At 52.1% G+C, this 17,220-nt stretch carries 14 protein-coding genes; 11 read left to right on the plus strand and 3 right to left on the minus strand.

Going from position 1 to position 17,220, the window contains the following annotated elements:
* Genes MKY86_RS14435 through MKY86_RS14445 form a run of 3 tightly spaced genes read left to right on the plus strand, consistent with a single transcriptional unit; the run spans position 1 to position 2,177 of the window.
* Entirely contained in the window at positions 1–1,212 is a 1,212-nt protein-coding gene (locus tag MKY86_RS14435; RefSeq protein ID WP_076075528.1) for an NAD(P)/FAD-dependent oxidoreductase, read from the plus strand.
* A 31-nt stretch (positions 1,213–1,243) separates the two neighbouring features.
* Positions 1,244–1,426, plus strand: coding sequence for a rubredoxin (gene rd, locus MKY86_RS14440; RefSeq protein WP_076075525.1), 183 nt, complete (start codon positions 1,244–1,246; stop codon positions 1,424–1,426).
* 40 nt (positions 1,427–1,466) lie between these two features.
* Positions 1,467–2,177 (plus strand): Crp/Fnr family transcriptional regulator, encoded by a 711-nt coding sequence (locus tag MKY86_RS14445; RefSeq protein ID WP_076075522.1) that lies wholly within the window; start codon positions 1,467–1,469, stop codon positions 2,175–2,177.
* Positions 2,178–2,202: 25 nt separating this feature from the next.
* Here the strand turns inward: MKY86_RS14445 and MKY86_RS14450 are convergent, their stop codons facing one another.
* Both MKY86_RS14450 and MKY86_RS14455 read right to left on the minus strand, forming a co-directional pair.
* Positions 2,203–3,507 (minus strand): hypothetical protein, encoded by a 1,305-nt coding sequence (locus MKY86_RS14450; protein ID WP_076075520.1) that lies wholly within the window; start codon positions 3,505–3,507, stop codon positions 2,203–2,205.
* 19 nt (positions 3,508–3,526) lie between these two features.
* Positions 3,527–4,027, minus strand: a complete 501-nt coding sequence (locus MKY86_RS14455) for a TetR/AcrR family transcriptional regulator (protein WP_076075517.1) — start codon at positions 4,025–4,027, stop codon at positions 3,527–3,529.
* 234 nt (positions 4,028–4,261) lie between these two features.
* On the opposite strand from MKY86_RS14455, the gene MKY86_RS14460 reads away from it, so the two are divergent.
* The 7 genes from MKY86_RS14460 (at position 4,262) to MKY86_RS14490 (ending at position 11,963) form a co-directional block, all read left to right on the plus strand.
* On the plus strand, positions 4,262–4,948 hold the full coding sequence (locus MKY86_RS14460; RefSeq protein ID WP_076075500.1) for a response regulator transcription factor: 687 nt from the start codon (positions 4,262–4,264) through the stop codon (positions 4,946–4,948).
* Positions 4,945–6,063 carry a HAMP domain-containing sensor histidine kinase gene (locus MKY86_RS14465; protein ID WP_076075496.1) on the plus strand — a complete coding sequence of 373 codons (1,119 nt, stop codon included), beginning with the start codon at positions 4,945–4,947 and terminating at the stop codon, positions 6,061–6,063. The genes MKY86_RS14460 and MKY86_RS14465 overlap by 4 nt, the downstream gene beginning before the upstream one ends.
* A gap of 33 nt (positions 6,064–6,096) precedes the next feature.
* Entirely contained in the window at positions 6,097–8,427 is a 2,331-nt protein-coding gene (locus tag MKY86_RS14470) for an ABC transporter permease (protein ID WP_076075493.1), read from the plus strand.
* A gap of 3 nt (positions 8,428–8,430) precedes the next feature.
* Positions 8,431–9,189, plus strand: coding sequence for an ABC transporter ATP-binding protein (locus tag MKY86_RS14475; protein WP_076075490.1), 759 nt, complete (start codon positions 8,431–8,433; stop codon positions 9,187–9,189).
* Between the two features lie 119 nt (positions 9,190–9,308).
* Positions 9,309–10,400, plus strand: coding sequence for a PRK06851 family protein (locus tag MKY86_RS14480; RefSeq protein ID WP_076075487.1), 1,092 nt, complete (start codon positions 9,309–9,311; stop codon positions 10,398–10,400).
* A gap of 271 nt (positions 10,401–10,671) precedes the next feature.
* Positions 10,672–10,986, plus strand: coding sequence for an NUDIX domain-containing protein (locus MKY86_RS14485; RefSeq protein ID WP_076075484.1), 315 nt, complete (start codon positions 10,672–10,674; stop codon positions 10,984–10,986).
* A 65-nt stretch (positions 10,987–11,051) separates the two neighbouring features.
* Positions 11,052–11,963, plus strand: a complete 912-nt coding sequence (locus MKY86_RS14490; RefSeq protein ID WP_076075482.1) for a glycerophosphodiester phosphodiesterase — start codon at positions 11,052–11,054, stop codon at positions 11,961–11,963.
* Between the two features lie 105 nt (positions 11,964–12,068).
* On the opposite strand, the gene MKY86_RS14495 is transcribed toward MKY86_RS14490, so the two are convergent.
* Positions 12,069–13,244, minus strand: coding sequence for a serine hydrolase domain-containing protein (locus MKY86_RS14495; protein ID WP_076075479.1), 1,176 nt, complete (start codon positions 13,242–13,244; stop codon positions 12,069–12,071).
* 209 nt (positions 13,245–13,453) lie between these two features.
* Here MKY86_RS14495 and MKY86_RS14500 point away from each other — a divergent pair, with 209 nt between their 5' ends.
* Positions 13,454–17,008 (plus strand): glycosyl hydrolase 53 family protein, encoded by a 3,555-nt coding sequence (locus tag MKY86_RS14500; protein ID WP_076075476.1) that lies wholly within the window; start codon positions 13,454–13,456, stop codon positions 17,006–17,008.
* Positions 17,009–17,220: the final 212 nt, after the last annotated feature.

Here is a 17,220-nt window from a genome sequence, read left to right on the forward strand (position 1 = left end):
ATGACGAAGCATTACGTAATCGTTGGGGGCGGTGTAACCGCCGTCCATGCCGCCAAAGCGATCCGCGATCAGGACGCGGACTCGGAAATCTCAATCATTGGAGAAGAGAGCGGCCTGCCGTATAACCGGATCAAGCTGACCAAGGGCCTGTTCACCGACCTGCACAGCGAGAAGGTTCTGATCAAGAAGGAGAAATGGTACCGCGATAATCGCATCACCGTACAGTCGTCCACCCGCATCGTGTCTATCCACCCGGAGCGCCAGACGATAGAGACAGAGAGCGGCCAGTGTGTGGAATACCATAAGCTGCTGCTCTGTATGGGGGCGAAGAACCGCGCATTAACCATCCAGGGTGCCGGACTTTCCAATGTACACAGCATCCGGGATCTGGCTGACGCAGACCGGCTGAAGAACAGCCTTAAGGAAGGCAGCCGCGTAACCGTCATTGGCGGAGGAGTGCAGGGAATTGAGACCGCCTGGGCGCTTCACGAAGCAGGGTATAAGGTAACTGTGGTTGAATACGCACCTGCCCTGATGGGCAGACAGCTCGACAGCTACTCTTCTAAGCATCTGCAAGAGATCCTTGAACAATCCGGGGTGAAGGTGATTCTTCAAGCGGGTGTGGCTTCCATTGAGGGGACAGAGGTTGTCACCGGGGTTACGCTGAATGACGGCACGAGCTTCCCGTGTGACCATGTGGTCTACTCCATTGGGATCGTTCCGAATACTGCTCTGGTTGACGGATCGGAGATTGAGGTCCGCGTCGGCATTATTGTGGATGAACATCTGCAGACAAGTGCTCCGGATATCTATGCAGCAGGTGACGTTGCCGAGTTCGGTGGCTTGGTGGAAGGACTGTGGGGCGGAGCGATGGAACAGGGCAGGATTGCAGGGAGCAATATGGCAGAAGCCCGGAGTGTATACCGCAGAGCGGTTCCAGTGACCTTGTTCAATGCTTTTGGGGTGTCCTTGTTCTCCATCGGCAACACCGATGAGCGGAATTGCGATGAGTCGGTATGCGGTGAAGAGAACGGGGCGTATACACGGATTTTTGTGAAGGATCATGTCATTGTCGGGGCGTTGTCCTGGCAGGGCGCTGCGGCTTCGCTGGCTTACAAGGCGGCTGTTGAGCAGGGCGTCCGGCTGAGCGGGAGTGCTGACGGCAAGAGCATCGAAGACATTATAGCGGAAACGCAGTCTGTTCTGAACTGATTAACTACTAAGAATATAGGAGATGAGTATGATGAAAAAGTATATCTGTACCCCTTGCGGCTACATCTACAACCCGGCGGTAGGCGATCCCGATGAGGATGTAGCTGCCGGAACAGCGTTCGAGGATCTGCCGGAAGATTGGGTCTGTCCGGTCTGCGGTGAGGACACCAGCCATTTCGTACCCGTTGAGGAAAAGAACACAATTGCTCATTAGTGGATTAAGGCTTCACATTTCACATTACAGGGGGAACGGTATGAAAGAGCATTCCTGCCAGCACGCCGCAGAACCTTGTACACGCAAGGTACCGATTTTTGCCGCGCTGACCGATGAGGATCTTACCCGGATCAGCGCAATGATTAAGCACCGCAAATTCACCAAGGGCCAGCCGCTAATTCTCGAAGGCGCGCCGTCCGATACGCTGTACATTATTCAGCAGGGACATGTGAAGTTATCCAAGATTACGCCCGAAGGGAAGGAACAGATTCTGCATATCCTGACGAACGGGGATTTCTTCGGGGAACTCAGTATCTTCAACAGCGACGAGCTTAGCAACTTCAGTGCGTATGCGCTGAAAGACACCAATATCTGCCTGCTGACCCGCAGCGATATGGAGCAGCTAATGACCGAGAATCCCGACATTTCTCTGCGCCTGCTCAAAAGCGTAACCAAACGCCTCGCCCACACCGAGAATCTGGCGCAAAGTCTGGCGACCAAAGACCCGGAAATCCGGATCGCGTATATGATCATGGAGCTGAGCGAGAAATACGGCAAGCCGCGCGGCGGACGCGTACATATCGACCTCCCGCTGTCCCGGGAAGAGCTGGCCAGTTATGTCGGAGTGACCCGGGAGACGATCAGCAGGAAGTTCTCCCGATTCGAAGACTCCGGCCTGATCAAGCTGATCGGCAACAAGCAGATGGTCGTCATCGATCCGGAGGGTGTGGAGAAATATATGGGCATTTAATCGATATACAAGAGCGGCATTCCTTTCATTTCATGATGGGGATGCCGTTTTCATTTTGAAGGGATGTTAATTCCCGCAGAGCTGATTCCCAAAAAGCCTTCTCCTCAGACAACAGATCTTTGCCTGCCACATGTAATGAAAGGGATAGCCGGTTCTCAAAGGTACATATGCCGATGATCCGCCTTGCATTAGGGACAAGAGGGGGTACGAAGCTGACTGCGGTCAAGCTATATTTGCCCTGTGATTTGTGTATATCTAGTGTAGTCAGGTTGGTGATGCTGATGCTCTTGGGCTTTACTCCATAGCCAAACAGATTCGAAACAGTGTGAGCCGCTTTGTTCACGTAGCCACCATAGGCTGAGAAATAGGCAGCATCAATCAGTGTAGGTGATACTTCATTCATGAAGTGAAGCAAGAAGAATTTCGCTTTATGATTATCTAATTTCTTATAAATTCGTTTATGTACCTCATGGGCGTTCGCCCCAAAATCGTGAGCCTTGTTATAACAGTACCGGATCGAAACTCCTGTGGCGTAATTACCCATTCCCCGATAGCTTTTTGGACGAACACTGACCGCCAGGCCGATGTCGGAGTGACCTTGAGCCGATTTGGCGAAGGCTGTCGTAAGCAAGCTGTTAATGGTAATTCCCTGACGTTTGGCGGTTTTTTTCAAAGCGGATAACTGCGATTCATTAAGCTCCTCGCAATAAATTTCGGTTGTTCGGCTATTCCAATAGCTCTGATACATCTCCTGATATTCAGTATAATTAAATGCCCTTCCAGTTGAATTCCATTTACGGTTAAGCCCGCGAAGAATGATGCGCATCCACGGGGTTAGTTTGGAACGGGGAGGAACCGTCTTAGAATCAAAAAGTTGCAGCCGCTTATAAATCAGCTCATCTCCATTTAGCGCGTGTAGAACGTCATTCAGTAAATAGGAGACTGCCAGGCCATCGCCTGCCAGATGATGAGCAAGTATCAGCAATTGGATACTGTCCTGTTGCCGCTTAACAAAGAAACGGATCAGCTCTCCGTTAATCCAATCAAAAGCAATCGTTTCCTGCTCCTGCACAACTGCTTTCCAATCACGGTCAAACGGCTCGATATGAATCCGCGGCTGCTCTGTTTTCTCATAAAAGGCTTCTCCTTGCTCATCGAATGTTATTTTACAGCTTAAAATTTCATGATTGGATACCGCTGCGGCAATGGCTGCACCCAGATCATGATCGGAGACATCCCCCTGAATGACTCCTAACATTGCAATGGTAATGCTGGGTGAGAATATGTGAGTGCGTTCCTTTTGTATCCTTAAACGTGTGCCATTATTCATCGGTAACTTCCTCCCCAATTCATTGATCACTTCTCGTAAAAGAATCATACGCCTTCACAATCATCCCTTTAACGGTATCCCAAGGCATGGGAAGTGTATTGTAGGCCATCATCATAACAATGCCGTGAGCATAAATGATCATGTTCAAATCTATTCCGGTCTCTTTGGGCATAAACGGCTGGTCAGCTCCTCTGTTCTCCCCGCCGGAGGCAAAAATAAGCTGGAACAGATATTTTTCCGTACTGGCAAATTGGACATATCCCAGGATACGCGACAACTCAGCGGGTAAATCCGCTTCCCCGTTCATGGAAATAAACTCCATCATCCATTCTTGGGCTTTGCAGGTGAGAGCAAGCTTGAGGCCATTCATGTCGGCGAAGGACTGATAGATCGGTTGTGTGGAACAGTTGAGCGCTTGGGCAAGCTTCCTAGCGGTAATCGAGTCATACCCCTCTTGACGTACCATTTCAAAGGCTTTTTCTACAATCTGGACAGCTGTGATTTGTTTTTTGGGCGGCATCTTACACCTCTTATTCAATAACGTAGTTATATAACAATGTTATCTTACAACTCAAGGAATATAATGTCAATATGGCAGATGAGTTTTGACCTAAACTCTATAAACTGCTTAGACAGCCGCGCTTCGTATGATAAATCTTAAGGCAATGTTAAGGTTACCCGTGTTTAACTGAAAGGTAGGGCCAACATAATGAACTTACGGCCCGGCGGGATGAGCGGGAGGAGAGGTGAAATCATGAACCAAACAATTCTGATTGTGGATGATGAGAAGGAGATCCGGGAGCTGTTGCGCCTGTATGTAGAAAAGGACGGCTATACCGTGATCCAGGCCGGTAACGGTCGGGAAGCACTGAAGCAGGCTGAAGCAGCGCGGATTGATCTGGCTGTCATCGACATTATGATGCCGGAGCTTGATGGCTATCAGCTGATTAAGGGCTTGAGAGAGCACAGCAATCTGCCCATTATCGTTGTCAGTGCCAAGACAGAGAATCACGAGAAAATTCTGGGGCTTGACCTTGGTGCGGATGATTATGTAACTAAGCCGTTTGACCCGCTTGAGGTGCTTGCCCGAATCAAAGCCCAATTACGCCGCTATAGCGGTGGTGCAGCGGATTCCGCAGCGGCGGTGCTGACGGCTGGGGAACTGTGTATGGATATTTCTGTTTGCAGTCTCCGCTTGGGCAGCGCCGCAATCCATCTTACCGCTACAGAATACAACATGATGAAGCTGTTCATGCAAAGTCCAGGACGCGTCTACACCAAACAGCAGCTGTATGAGGCGGCATGGCAGGAGACGGCTATCGTGGATGATAATACGGTGATGGTGGCCATCAGTAAGCTGCGTGCCAAGCTTCCCGGCGGCAGCAGGGTATCCATTGGAACTGTGCGGGGATTAGGGTATCGGCTGGAGGTGCATCCATGAAGAACAAGCGCAGCTTCAGAAGAGTCATCATGCACAGATTCATAGGCTACACCTTCGGCATTGCGCTGACGCTCCTGGTTCTGGAGCTATTGTACGGTCTGTTGACATGGAAGAACGGGATGAACTTCGCGGAGCTGGCCTCTTCCCCGCTGGCCAAGGGAACGGAATCGCTTCAGATCACGCTGTCCGTGATCTGGATTCTTATTACAGCCGCCGTGTATTTTATCGGGATTGTCCTGTTCGGGCACGGGATCAACAGGAAGCTTATGGAGCCTGTAAGGAAGATGGAAGAAGGATTCAAGGCGGTGACCTCGGGCCATTTGAATACCAGGCTGGATTTTGAGACGGAAACGGAATTTGGAGAAATGCGGGATGCGTTCAACTATATGGCCCAAAGGCTGAAGAATGCCGAAGAACAGCGGATGAGCATGGAGAATGAGCGGATGCAGCTGTTCTCGCATATTGCCCATGATCTGAGAACTCCCATGACTACGATTTCAGGCTATGCAGGGGCCTTGGCAGGCGGGTTGGTTGAGGAACCGGACAAACAGCGGGAATACCATCTGGCTATCCAAGCGAAATCGGGACAGATGAACCAATTGATTGACCAGCTGCTGGCCTACTCCAAGCTGGGTGCGCCTGAATACAAGCTGAAGCTGGCGAAGGTTGATCTTGTGGAACTGCTTCGCGTATCTTGCGCTGCTTTGTTTGGTGAAATCGAAAGAAAACAGATGAGCTTAGAACTGCAATTACCCGACCAGCCCGTATTTTATATAGCAGATCCGCTGGAAATTAGCCGGGCTATCGGCAATCTGCTGACTAATGCAATCCGCCATAACCCGTCAGGCAGCCTGTTATTCGTAGGACTGGCGGATGAGCCCAGCCGGATTACAATCCATATTGCCGATAATGGAGCAGCGATCCCGGAGGCCATCACCGGAAATCTCTTCGATCCGTTTGTCTCCGGCGACACTTCAAGAACCACCAGCAGTGGAACTGGGCTAGGACTGGCTATTGTGCACAAGGTGATGGAACAGCATTCCGGGGGAGTTAGCGTAATAGACGCAGTCTCACCCTATACCAAGGAGTTCGTCCTCATTTTCCCCAAAGGTTAAACCTGTAAGGTCACAAATAGACGGAGGAGTGACATGTATCTAAAATTAATTAAAAATGATCTGCGCAAAAGCAAGCTGATTACCGGCACGATTATGGCGTTCATCCTCGTTGCCGCCATGCTAACCTCGCTCGCCGCATCGCTTACAGTGAATCTGTCCGGCGCGATCGATAACATGCTTCTATCGGCGAAGGCGCTCCATTTCATGCAGATGCATACAGGAAACGTTGATATGGACCAGTTGCGGCGCTTCGCAGACACGAATGGAAGTGTTGAGGAATATCAGGTGCAGGAGTTCCTAAATATTGAGGGTGCAGAGATAGTGATCGGGAACGATTCGCTTGCAGGAAGCATTCAGGACAATGGTCTTTCCGTACAGGGCAAGAAATTCGACTATCTGCTGGACTTAAACGGCGGGGTGATTCATCCGGCAGACGGTGAAATCTATGTCCCTGTCTATTACAGGCAGGAAGGGAACGCAGCACTAGGAGATACACTGACGATCCACGGTATTTCCTTCCACGTTGCGGGGTTTTTGCGGGATTCGACTATGAACGCGGCACTGGTAAGCTCCAAAAGGTTCCTGGTCAGCCAGGCGGATTTCGAGAGGGTCCGTGAGTTCGGACAATTGGAGCACCTGATTGAATTCCGGCTGTCTGAGGGGGTTAACTATCCCGCTTTTGAGACAGCGTATCTGGATGCGGGTCTCCCGGCCAACGGTCCGCCTGCGATCACGTACAATCAGGTGAAGATGATTAACGGCATTACGGACGGGATTATGATTGCTGTGCTGGTGTTAATCGGCATGCTGGTCATTCTCGTGGCGTTCTTATGTATCCGCTTCACGCTATTGGCAACGGTCGAAGAGGATTACAAGGAAATAGGCGTACTGAAGGCCGTCGGGATGCGGGTAACACAGATCAAGAAGCTTTACCTTGCGAAATACGGTGCGATCACGGGTGTAGCCTGCGTGCTGGGTTTTCTAGCTTCTCTGCCGCTCCAGATCCCTTTTATGCACAATATTCGTCTATATATGGGTGATAGCGGGAGCCGGTTTCCCGGCTTGCTCAGCGGACTTGCGGGGGCGGTGCTCATCTTCGCGGTGGTCATGCTATATGTGAATGGTGTGCTGCGGCGCTTCCGCAACATCTCCCCGGCGCAGGCGGTGAGGTTCGGCGCATCGCGGGAATCCTCGAAACCGGGCAGAAGCTTCCGGCTGAGTTACAACAGGCTGTTCACTCGGAATATCTTTCTAGGCATCAAGGATGTGCTGTCCCGTAAGAAGCTGTATGTCACCATGACGATGGTGCTCGTCATCTCCTCATTCATTATGATTGTGCCGTACAATATCAGCAATACGATCTCTGCACCCGGTTTCATCACTAATATGGGTATGGGCATCAGTGACCTTAATATCGGAGTGCTGCGGACACAGGTGGAGGATGTCCCGGGGAAGGCGGCGGAGGTTGCAGCCAGGCTGGCGGAAGATAAGAACGTTGAGAAATATGCTATGTTCACCAGCCGGATGCTAGAGAGGAGAACGGATGACGGAACGCCAGAGAAGCTGCGGGTGACCTTCGGGGACTATTCCGCTTTTCCGGTTACGTACTCCAAAGGCCGTGTACCGCAAGCGGAAGCGGAGATCGCCCTCTCGGTACTGAATGCGGAAGACCTTGAAATGAATGTCGGGGATGAAATCGTTGTTATCGCTGACGGCACGGAAAAGCACCTGAAGGTGTGCGGAATTTACTCCGATGTTACGAACGGCGGGCGTACAGCTCAGGCTAATTTCAAGATGAATCACGGGGAGATTCTAAGCGCCTCAATTGCGGTTACGTTCCGTGACCGTCAGAGTGTTCAGGCGGCCATATCACAGTACCGGGAACAATTCCCCTTTGCCAAAATTACCGGGATCGACGAGACCATCGGGCAGATGCTTGGTCCTATGCGCAAGGCTATACAAAAGGCATCCATCGTCGCAACTCTGGCAACCGTTCTGCTCATTCTGCTGGTAACAACGCTATTCATGAAGTTACTGGTGGCGAAGGACCGTTATTCCATTGCCATCTTGAAATCCATAGGCTTCACTAGCAGGGATATTCGGAGGCAATATCTTACACGCTCCGTTACCGTGCTGGGGATGGGTGTCATCACCGGTACGCTATTGGCAAATACGCTCGGAGAGCTTGCCGGTGTGGCGATCGTGTCGTCCTTCGGCGCGTCAGCCTTCCATTTCGAGGTAAATCCGTGGTTTGTCTATCTTTTTTCGCCCCTGCTGATTGCAGGCTGTGTCGTTGCAGCTACCAGGTTAGGCAGTTCCGGCATCCAGGCTTTGCAAATTTCCGGGCATATCAAGGAGGATTAGCAGATGAACAGCATCATTACAGGTACCCATATTGTGAAAACTTACGGTAAGGGTGCAGAGCAAGCCATGGCATTGAATGGAGTAGACGTAGATATAACAGAAGGTGAATTTGTTGCCGTAATGGGGCCCTCAGGCTCAGGCAAAACCACACTGCTGTTCGCACTCAGCGGCATGGATGAGATTACTGAGGGAACCGTGAAATTTGGCGATACGGAACTAGCCGGGCTCCGGGAAAATGCGCTTGCCGATTTTCGCCGGACCCGCATGGGCTTTATTTTTCAACAGCCCACGATGCTGAGGAACCTGAATCTGCTGGATAATATCATGCTTCCCGCCGTGCAGGACGGCAAGAGGAATACAGTGGAACTCGTGCAAAAAGCGAGAGACCTAATGATCCAGACAGGCATTGCCGGGCTGGAAAACAGGGATACTACTGAGGTATCTGGCGGGCAGCTCCAGCGGGCCGGGATCTGCCGCGCACTAATCAATACGCCGGAGATTCTGTTTGCCGATGAGCCAACCGGTGCGCTGAACTCGAAGACCGCAGAGGAAATCATGGAGCTGCTGGCAGGCATCAACCAAGAGGGCACAGCCATCATGCTTGTGACCCATGATGCGAGAGTCGCCGCCAGGGCGGACAGGGTTCTTTTTACGAGGGACGGGAATATCGTTTCCGAACTTGTACTTCCAAAGTTCAGCGGCGGGGAGCTGGAAGCGAGAGGGGAGAAGGTGCTTGCACGGATGGCGGCTGCGGGCATTTAGTTTCAGCATCTTCACGTGGAATGGACGGAATTTCCGCCGCTGCTGGAACCTTACAAATACCTGACGCATATTGTATGGTTATAAGCCTATCAGGCTGCAACGGGAAAGGAAGTGGGTGTATGGCTGCGGGAATTTTAAGATATTTTGCAGACGGCAATACGGCTCTTGGCTTCTACAGTTTGTTCGAATCGAATCTTCAAGGACTCCGGCGGATATTCATCTTGAAAGGCGGTCCCGGTACCGGCAAATCCTCGCTGATGAGAGCAATCGGTACGGAATGGGCGGAGCGGGGATACGATATTGAGCTGATTCATTGTTCATCTGATAAGGATTCCATTGACGGGGTCATTATTCCGGCGCTTGGCGTGGGCATTGTTGACGGGACGGCGCCCCATGTGATCGAGCCCAAGGCTCCCGGAGCAGCCCGGGAATACGTGAACCTGGGGGAAGCGTGGGACTCGGCAGCGCTTATCGGTCAAAGGGAGATCATTGAGGAGCTTAACCGGAAGGCTGCGGATGCCTATGCGGCAGCGTACAGCAGATTTGCGGTGGCTCTGAACATTCATGACGAATGGGAAAAGATGTACTTCGAGCATATGGACTTCGGCCAGGCGGATCAATTAACGGCCCGGATGCTGGAACAGTTGTTTGGCGAAGCACAGCTTCAGAGGCATGCTGATGTGAAGCACCGGTTTTTGGGCGCAGCAACGCCGGCAGGATCGGTTGACTTTGTACCTAATTTGACCGAAGGACTATCCAGACGCTTCTTCCTCAAAGGCCGGGCCGGAACAGGCAAATCAACCATACTCCGCAAAATCGCTGCTGAGGCAGAGAAGAGGGGCTTTGATACGGAAATCTATCATTGCGGATTCGATCCCCACAGTCTGGATATGGTTATTGTGCGTGAGCTTGATTTTGCGGTCTTTGACAGCACCAGCCCGCATGAATATTATCCGGAGCGGGAAGGAGACGTAATCATCGATACGTATGAAGCTGTTATTGCACCGGGAACGGATGAGCGCCTCGCCGGACCGCTAGAGGAAATAAGCGCACAATATAAGGCCACAATGAAAACGGCAATAGCCGCTCTGGCAGAGGCCAAGGTGCACCGGGATGAATTAAAGGAAATTTATATTGCCGCGATGGATTTTAGCGTGGTGGATGCGGCCAGAAACCGGATATCTGCTGAACTGGATAGTATGCAGGCTTAGCGGTTACTATGATCTGTACCAGCCTTGGGGCTTACTCTACGGAGGTATTTTCCATCCGTAGAGTAAGCCTTTTTCGGCCTGAAAAGCGAGCGTCTCCTCCTGCTCCGAATACCAAGCGAGAGGAGAGAGTGTGCTAGCCTGGATGGCGGCTGCGGGTATTTAGTTCAGGTACGAGAACAATGGATTGTTTACGCCACATAGGTCTGATACGATAGATAGACTTGAGAATAATTGACCGGGCAGGGTCTGGGTTTGCAGGAAGGGGGATATCATGCAGATATACAGGAAAGTCCTGGCCTACATCACGTATAACGATAAGCTGCTTGTCTTCACGCACCGGGATGCGCCGGAGGCCGGGGTTCAGGTCCCCGCAGGAACGGTAGAACCAGATGAGAGTGTAGAAGACGCGCTGTATAGAGAGATCGCGGAGGAATCAGGCATTGAGCAGCAGGAGTTGCGGCTGGTCAAGCATCTGAAGACATATCTCTACTACGCAGAACATAAACAGCAGCGGCATGAACGGCATGTATACTGGCTGGAATTCGTGCATGAGCCGCTGCCCGCCTGGGAGCGTTCACCGCAGTGACGATTACGCTTTCCAGTTCTTTTCTCTTGAGCTTTTTATAATCACACACAAATGGGGACAACAGCATGACGAAGATATTCAGACATAAGGGTTATTTTATCGGAGTGCACATTGTATTGTGTATTTCCTTGTTCTCCACACTGTACGCATATTCTCCGGTCATCCGGGTGAAGGTGAAGGAGATGATCGAGCCGGCGGACAAAGTCTATACGATTGCCCATCGCGGCGCATCCGGTTATGCTCCCGAGAACACGATACCGGCCTTCGAGCTGGCACGTGAGATGGGTGCCGACTCGATTGAGCTCGATATTCATTTGACCAAGGACCTGATTCCTGTTGTGATACATGACGAGACGGTTAACCGTACCACGAGCGGCAAAGGTTTTGTGAAAAATATGACCCTGGAGCAGATCAGGCAGCTCGATGCAGGCTCTTGGTTCAATCAGGACTACCCGATGTTCGCCAGAGATCTATACACAGGGCTTACCGTCCCAACGCTTGAAGAAGTATTCGAGACATTCGGCAAGGACATCAACTATATGATCGAAATCAAGGAGCCTGCATCGAAGTTCGGGATCGAAGCGATCCTGAATAATACGATATTGAAATATGATCTCGCCAAAAGGGTGTCCGTTCACTCCTTCAGCGCAGCCAGTCTGCGGAAGCTTCATGCGATTAACCCGGATATTCCGCTATACCAGCTGGTATGGAATGATTATGGGGCTACGAGGGTGACTCAGTCCTATCTGGATACCGTGAAGACCTATGCCGTAGGAATCAGCCCGAATTTCCAGGGAATCAGCGCCGCTTATGTAGCTCAGGTGAAGAGGGCCGGGCTCAAGATCATCCCGTACACGGTGAACTACCAGCTTAATATGGATAAAGCCTATTCTTGGGGAGTAGACGGAGTGCATACGAATTATCCCGACCGCTTCCTTGAAGTGATTGCCGCCAACAGGGCAAATGCCAAATGGTAGGAGTGGAGGCTGGGGGAACAGACCGCTCATTTACTATAAAAGGCCAGAAGAAGGGTCCAGTTCTTGTCCGATACCCGGATATGAACTGGACCCTTAACGTTGTGCTTAAAATGCGCTTAACACGATATTCCGCAGCTTGCGTGTAATGGGCAGGGTACCGGAGTCCTTTCTCTGGATCATGAACAGGATGGTCAGGCGTTCCAGCGGACAATTGGCAAAATAAGCGCCCAGCCAGCCGTCCCAGCCGTATTCTCCCAGGCTGCCGAGCCCTCCGGCTTGACCCGGATCGGTCAGGATGCGCATCTGATTGCCGTAGCTGTAGCCTTGCAGCGAATGCCAGGGATTGAAGCCTTGCTGCTGCGGGCTGGTTAAGCTGGCCGAGGTCATAAACTGAACGGTGCGGGGCTTCAGCAGCTGCACCCCGTTCAAGCTGCCCTGATTGATCAGCATGGTGGTGAATTTGGCAGCATCCTCAATCGTCGAGACCAGCCCGGCCCCGCCTGCTTCATAAGCCGCTTCCCGGTCCATATGATGATTAACGCCCAGAGGACTCTCCGAAAAGGGTATCAATCCGCCTTCACCATCATCCTGGTAGACGCAGGCCAGCCGGTCTCGCTTGTCTTCGGGCAGCCAGAAGCCGGTATCCTTCATTTGCAGCGGACCGAAGATCTCCTGCTGCAGGAATTCGCCGTACCGCATGCCGCTGACGACTTCAACTAATGCACCGAGAACATCCGCAGAGGTTCCATACTGCCAGGAGGTTCCCGGCTCGAAGGCCAGCGGGCCTTCACCCAGCCGGTTAGCGAATTCCAGGGTGCTCATCGGGTTCGTGCCAAGCAGGCGGCTGTTCAGTTCCTGGTACAACGCCTCCGCATACTGACCAGCCAGGTCGGCTCCTCCGTAGACCAGACCGGAGGTCATGTTCAGCAGGTCGTTAATATCAACCTCACGAGTTACGGGCACAAGCTCGCCGTTCTTTCCCACCTTCTGATTTTTAAATCCGGGTATGTACTGGCTGACCGGATCGAACAGGTCGATCTCCCCGCGCTCCAGGAGCAGCATAACGGCTGCGGCAGTAACCGGCTTCGTCATCGAGTAGAGGCGGAAGATCGAATCTCTAGACATTTTGCGTCCAGCTTCAATATCGGCATAGCCGTCTTGGTGATACCAGCTTTCTTGTCCGTCCTGAATCACCATGAAGTTCGCACCGGCGATTTCCTTATTGGCAATACTTGCGCTCAGCGCTTTGGTGATTAGACGGGTAGTGTTTGAATCCAGCATCTCTAGGTCTCCTTTGGTATGATCCGTTATCTATATTCCAGGGTGAATAGCATTTCACATAGAGAATATTATACGTCTTTCAGAGTGAAATGTAAGCGCATTTCAGTGAAAAAATTGAATAAGTATGGGTTTTCGTTGTTTCGCTTAATTCAATGTTGCCTTTCCGGTCGTCTATACTAACGGAGAGACTATCACAGGGAGGTAATATTTTGAAACAGAGAACAAGATGGCTTGCAGCGGTTCTTACTTTTACAATGCTAATCATGTCGCTGACTGCACTTGGATTACCGGCACAAGCTGGAGCGGTTCCGATTCCGCAATCCTTCGCCAAGGGCGCAGATGTCAGCTGGCTGCCGCAAATGGAAGCTGAGGGCTACAAATTCTATAACGATCAGGGAGACGAAGAGGACCTGCTCCAGATTTTAAAAGATCACGGAATCGATTCGATACGCCTCCGGGCTTTCGTCAATCCATCCGATGATCCGATCAACGGCCATAACAGCACTGAAGAGATGGTTATGCTGGCCTCCCGTGTAAGCGCTCTCGGATTCAGGGTGATGGTTGATCTGCACTACAGTGATTCCTGGGCCGATCCCGGGAAGCAGGTTACTCCGGCCGCCTGGGCCAGTGATAATCTGGAGCAGCTCAAAGCACATGTCTCGGAGTATACCACAGAGGTGATGCAAGCGCTGAAGACTGCGGGGGTAACCCCCGAGTGGGTGCAGATTGGTAATGAGATTAATAACGGGATGATGCATCCGCTGGGCAGCTATAGCAATACTGCGAATCTGGTGGAATTGATCCAGGCGGGATCACATGCGGCCAAGGCTGTTTTTCCTGAGACCAAAATCATTATTCATAGAGCCAACGGGGCAGACACCGGTGTAGATCCGTTCTATGCAGGTCTGGTCGAGGCGGGTCTTAAGGACAGTGATTATGACATTATCGGGTTATCTTATTACCCGGATTCTATCTACACTTCTTCTATTAATGAACTATCCTCCAACATGAATCTTCTGGCTGCAAAATACGGAAAAGAGGTCATGGTCGTCGAGGTTGGCGGCGATGTGAGCAAGAATGTGGATAATGTATACAACATGCTAGTTGCTGTGCAGGATGGCGTGAAGGCTGTCCCTGGAGGCCAGGGAACAGGTGTGTTCTATTGGGCACCCGAGGGCGTCTATTTCGGCTATGGGCTGTCTGCCTGGAACCCGGACGGGAAGCCTTCCTTCGCGATGGATGCTTTTATCGACGGTGCTTCGGCAATCAACCGGGTACCAGTTCAGTCGGTAAAAGTAGAGAAGCAGACCGCTGTCCTAGAAGTAGGCGGAACCGGCAGCGTTAAGGCAACGATCAGCCCGGCGAATGCAACCTATAAGGGGCTAACCTTCACCAGCTCTGATGAAGCCATCGTCAAGGTAGACAAGTATAAAGGAACCATCTCCGGGCTTGCTGCCGGGACCTCTACAGTAACAGCGGTTACGTATGACGGCGGATTTACAGATTCAACTGAGATCACAGTCTCGCCAAGCACAAGCTTCATTCAGAATCCAGGCTTCGAGGACGGGCTGAATAGTTGGACCGTAAGCGGCGATAGCGCGGCGGTCAATGTGGAGTCGGATGCCCATTCCGGTTCGGCTGCACTGCACTACTGGAGCTCAGGGGCTGCGGAATTCCAAATCTCCCAGACGGTCACCGGACTTGAAAATGGTACCTATCAGTTATCCGCTTGGGTCTCGGGCGGGGGAGGGGAAGAGACGGCAGAGATTTTTGCGGGCAATCAGAAGCAGCCGTTCGTCAACACAGGCTGGCAGCAATGGAGTAATCCAACCATCGATACCGTTGAAGTTACAGATGGAACGCTGACACTAGGCGCTAATCTGAAATACGCTGGAGACAAGTGGGGGAATATTGATGATTTCAAGCTGGTCAAAAAAGCCGGAGCCGTCAGCACCAATAATCTCACGGTGAACGGCGCTAAGTCCGACTGGTATCTGAGCGGCACTAAGCCCGCTACCTTCGGAGACAGCAATGCTTCAGGCGGCTTCGATTACGGGGATGACAAGCCGATTAACTTCAACCTTACTCATGAAATGACCGGACTTGCGCCCGGAACCTATACCCTCCAGGCCAAAATCTTTGGGGACAAGGGTGAACCTTCTCCCGGTTCGGTAATGTATGTGATCTCCGAGGGGCAGACGTATTCGGTGCCGGTTACCTATTCAGGCAGCGCCTGGCTGAAGCCCCGGACTCTGACGCTAAAGCATGTGCACATAGGGGAAGACGGCAGCGCATCGCTGGGCTTCAAAGTCCTCACAGACTCGGATAATCATTACGGCTATCTGCAAGAGGTGACCTTCGTGCGTAATAGCACAACTACACCTGAGGTTCCTAGCGAACCAAGTGAACCGAGTGAACCAGTAACACCTCCAGTAACGGAGCCTGTAACACCCCCGGTCACAGAGCCGGTGACACCTCCGGTCACAGAGCCAGTAACGCCTCCGGCAACGGAGCCGGTAACAAGTCCGGAAGAGAATCCTGCACCAAGTGCGGAAGCCAGCCCGGCACCAAGCCCGACTACGGCACCAGGAACGGGCTCCGGTTCAGGCTGGACAGCTCCGCTGGCAACAGCACAAGCTTCAGCTGCACCACAAGCTACGCCGCAGCCGGAGATTCTGACTGTAACTGAGCCGAAGGTGAATGCCCAGAACCAGATTGTGATTCCAATAGCTGAAGGGCAGAGCGAAGTAAGAATTCCCGCTGACGCTGCGGCCCTTAAGGGAATAGCCGCACTGAAGGTGGAAGGCAAGACAGTGGCTGTAGAGATTCCAGGCAAGGTTGTTGAGCAGCTTCAAGCGTTGGCAGGACAGCAGCAGAAGGGCTCGATGATGTCTATCCTGCTTGAGCCAAGGTCCCCAGAGCAGAAGGCAGCCTGGATACTTCAGGCTAATAAGAAGAGTGAAGCTGAACTGAGAACAGCCGGAGAAATGTTCAATCTCAGGCTGTCTGTGCTGAATCAGCAGGGAGTTAAGACTCCGCTGGTCTCGTTCGCGGAACCAGTCAGTCTTCGCCTGAAGCTTCAGGCGAACGGCAATCCGAAGCTCGCAGGTGTGTATGCCACGGCAGATGATGGAACGCTCGAATATGCAGGCGGAACCACAGAACAGTCCGTATTGACTTCACAGGTACGGCAATCCGGCAATTATGCTGTACTGGAGTATGACAAGAGCTTTGCAGATGTGAGTCCGTCGGATTGGGCCTACTCTGTGATTAAAGAAATGGCTGCCAAGCATATTATCGAGGGCAACCGGGAAGGACGCTTCGCACCGAAGAGAGAAGTGACCCGGGCCGAATTCGTTACGATGCTTGTCCGTGCCCTTGGGCTGAAGACGGAGGGCCTGCGTTCGGTCGCTGACGTAGACAGCAGCAAGTGGTATTCGGGCGATGTGGCCGCCGCTTTTGCAGCCGGAATCGTCAAAGGGGACTCTACCGGCAAGTTCGCCCCCGAGTCGCATATTACACGGCAAGAGATGGCAACGCTGCTTGTGAGAGCCTACGAGCTGCGCTCTGGAAGTCCGGCTCCGGCAGGTTCCTTGCCTGCTTTTGCCGATGCCGCCAAGATTGACAGCTGGGCTAAGGACGCCGTGAGTGCCGCCGGTTCACTGGGCTTCATCACGGGGACTCCGGACGGATTCCTCAAGCCCCAGGCCAATGCGACGCGCGCAGAGTGTGCGAAGGTATTGAGTTTGCTGCTTAATCTGTAAGCCGAAGGATTAGAGAGAAGTAGAAGTAGAGCAGCGATTCTCCTGGTTAGGGGGCGCTGCTCTTTTTACTGGCATGGGAAAGTTCGATTACGAAGGAGCCGGGCCGCATGTAGGTGAAGAACCGATCACATTGGGCAGCAGGAAGAAGAACGGGCGAAATGTAGTCGGAAAACCGATCACATTGGGCAGCAGGAAGAAGAACGGGCGAAATG

Source organism: Paenibacillus sp. FSL R7-0333 (assembly GCF_038000365.1).
Classification (GTDB): Bacteria; Bacillota; Bacilli; order Paenibacillales; family Paenibacillaceae; genus Paenibacillus_AQ; species Paenibacillus_AQ silagei.

Excerpts from the sequence above, each read along its gene's own strand:
- MKY86_RS14450 (WP_076075520.1), bottom strand. The coding sequence starts at position 3,507 with ATGAATAATGGCACACGTTTAAGGATACAAAAGGAACGCACTCACATA.
- MKY86_RS14490 (WP_076075482.1), top strand. The coding sequence starts at position 11,052 with ATGACGAAGATATTCAGACATAAGGGTTATTTTATCGGAGTGCACATT.
- MKY86_RS14445 (WP_076075522.1), top strand. The coding sequence starts at position 1,467 with ATGAAAGAGCATTCCTGCCAGCACGCCGCAGAACCTTGTACACGCAAG.
- MKY86_RS14465 (WP_076075496.1), top strand. The coding sequence starts at position 4,945 with ATGAAGAACAAGCGCAGCTTCAGAAGAGTCATCATGCACAGATTCATA.
- MKY86_RS14455 (WP_076075517.1), bottom strand. The coding sequence starts at position 4,027 with ATGCCGCCCAAAAAACAAATCACAGCTGTCCAGATTGTAGAAAAAGCC.
- MKY86_RS14475 (WP_076075490.1), top strand. The coding sequence starts at position 8,431 with ATGAACAGCATCATTACAGGTACCCATATTGTGAAAACTTACGGTAAG.
- MKY86_RS14480 (WP_076075487.1), top strand. The coding sequence starts at position 9,309 with ATGGCTGCGGGAATTTTAAGATATTTTGCAGACGGCAATACGGCTCTT.
- MKY86_RS14435 (WP_076075528.1), top strand. The coding sequence starts at position 1 with ATGACGAAGCATTACGTAATCGTTGGGGGCGGTGTAACCGCCGTCCAT.
- MKY86_RS14495 (WP_076075479.1), bottom strand. The coding sequence starts at position 13,244 with ATGCTGGATTCAAACACTACCCGTCTAATCACCAAAGCGCTGAGCGCA.
- MKY86_RS14470 (WP_076075493.1), top strand. The coding sequence starts at position 6,097 with ATGTATCTAAAATTAATTAAAAATGATCTGCGCAAAAGCAAGCTGATT.
- MKY86_RS14460 (WP_076075500.1), top strand. The coding sequence starts at position 4,262 with ATGAACCAAACAATTCTGATTGTGGATGATGAGAAGGAGATCCGGGAG.
- rd (WP_076075525.1), top strand. The coding sequence starts at position 1,244 with ATGAAAAAGTATATCTGTACCCCTTGCGGCTACATCTACAACCCGGCG.
- MKY86_RS14485 (WP_076075484.1), top strand. The coding sequence starts at position 10,672 with ATGCAGATATACAGGAAAGTCCTGGCCTACATCACGTATAACGATAAG.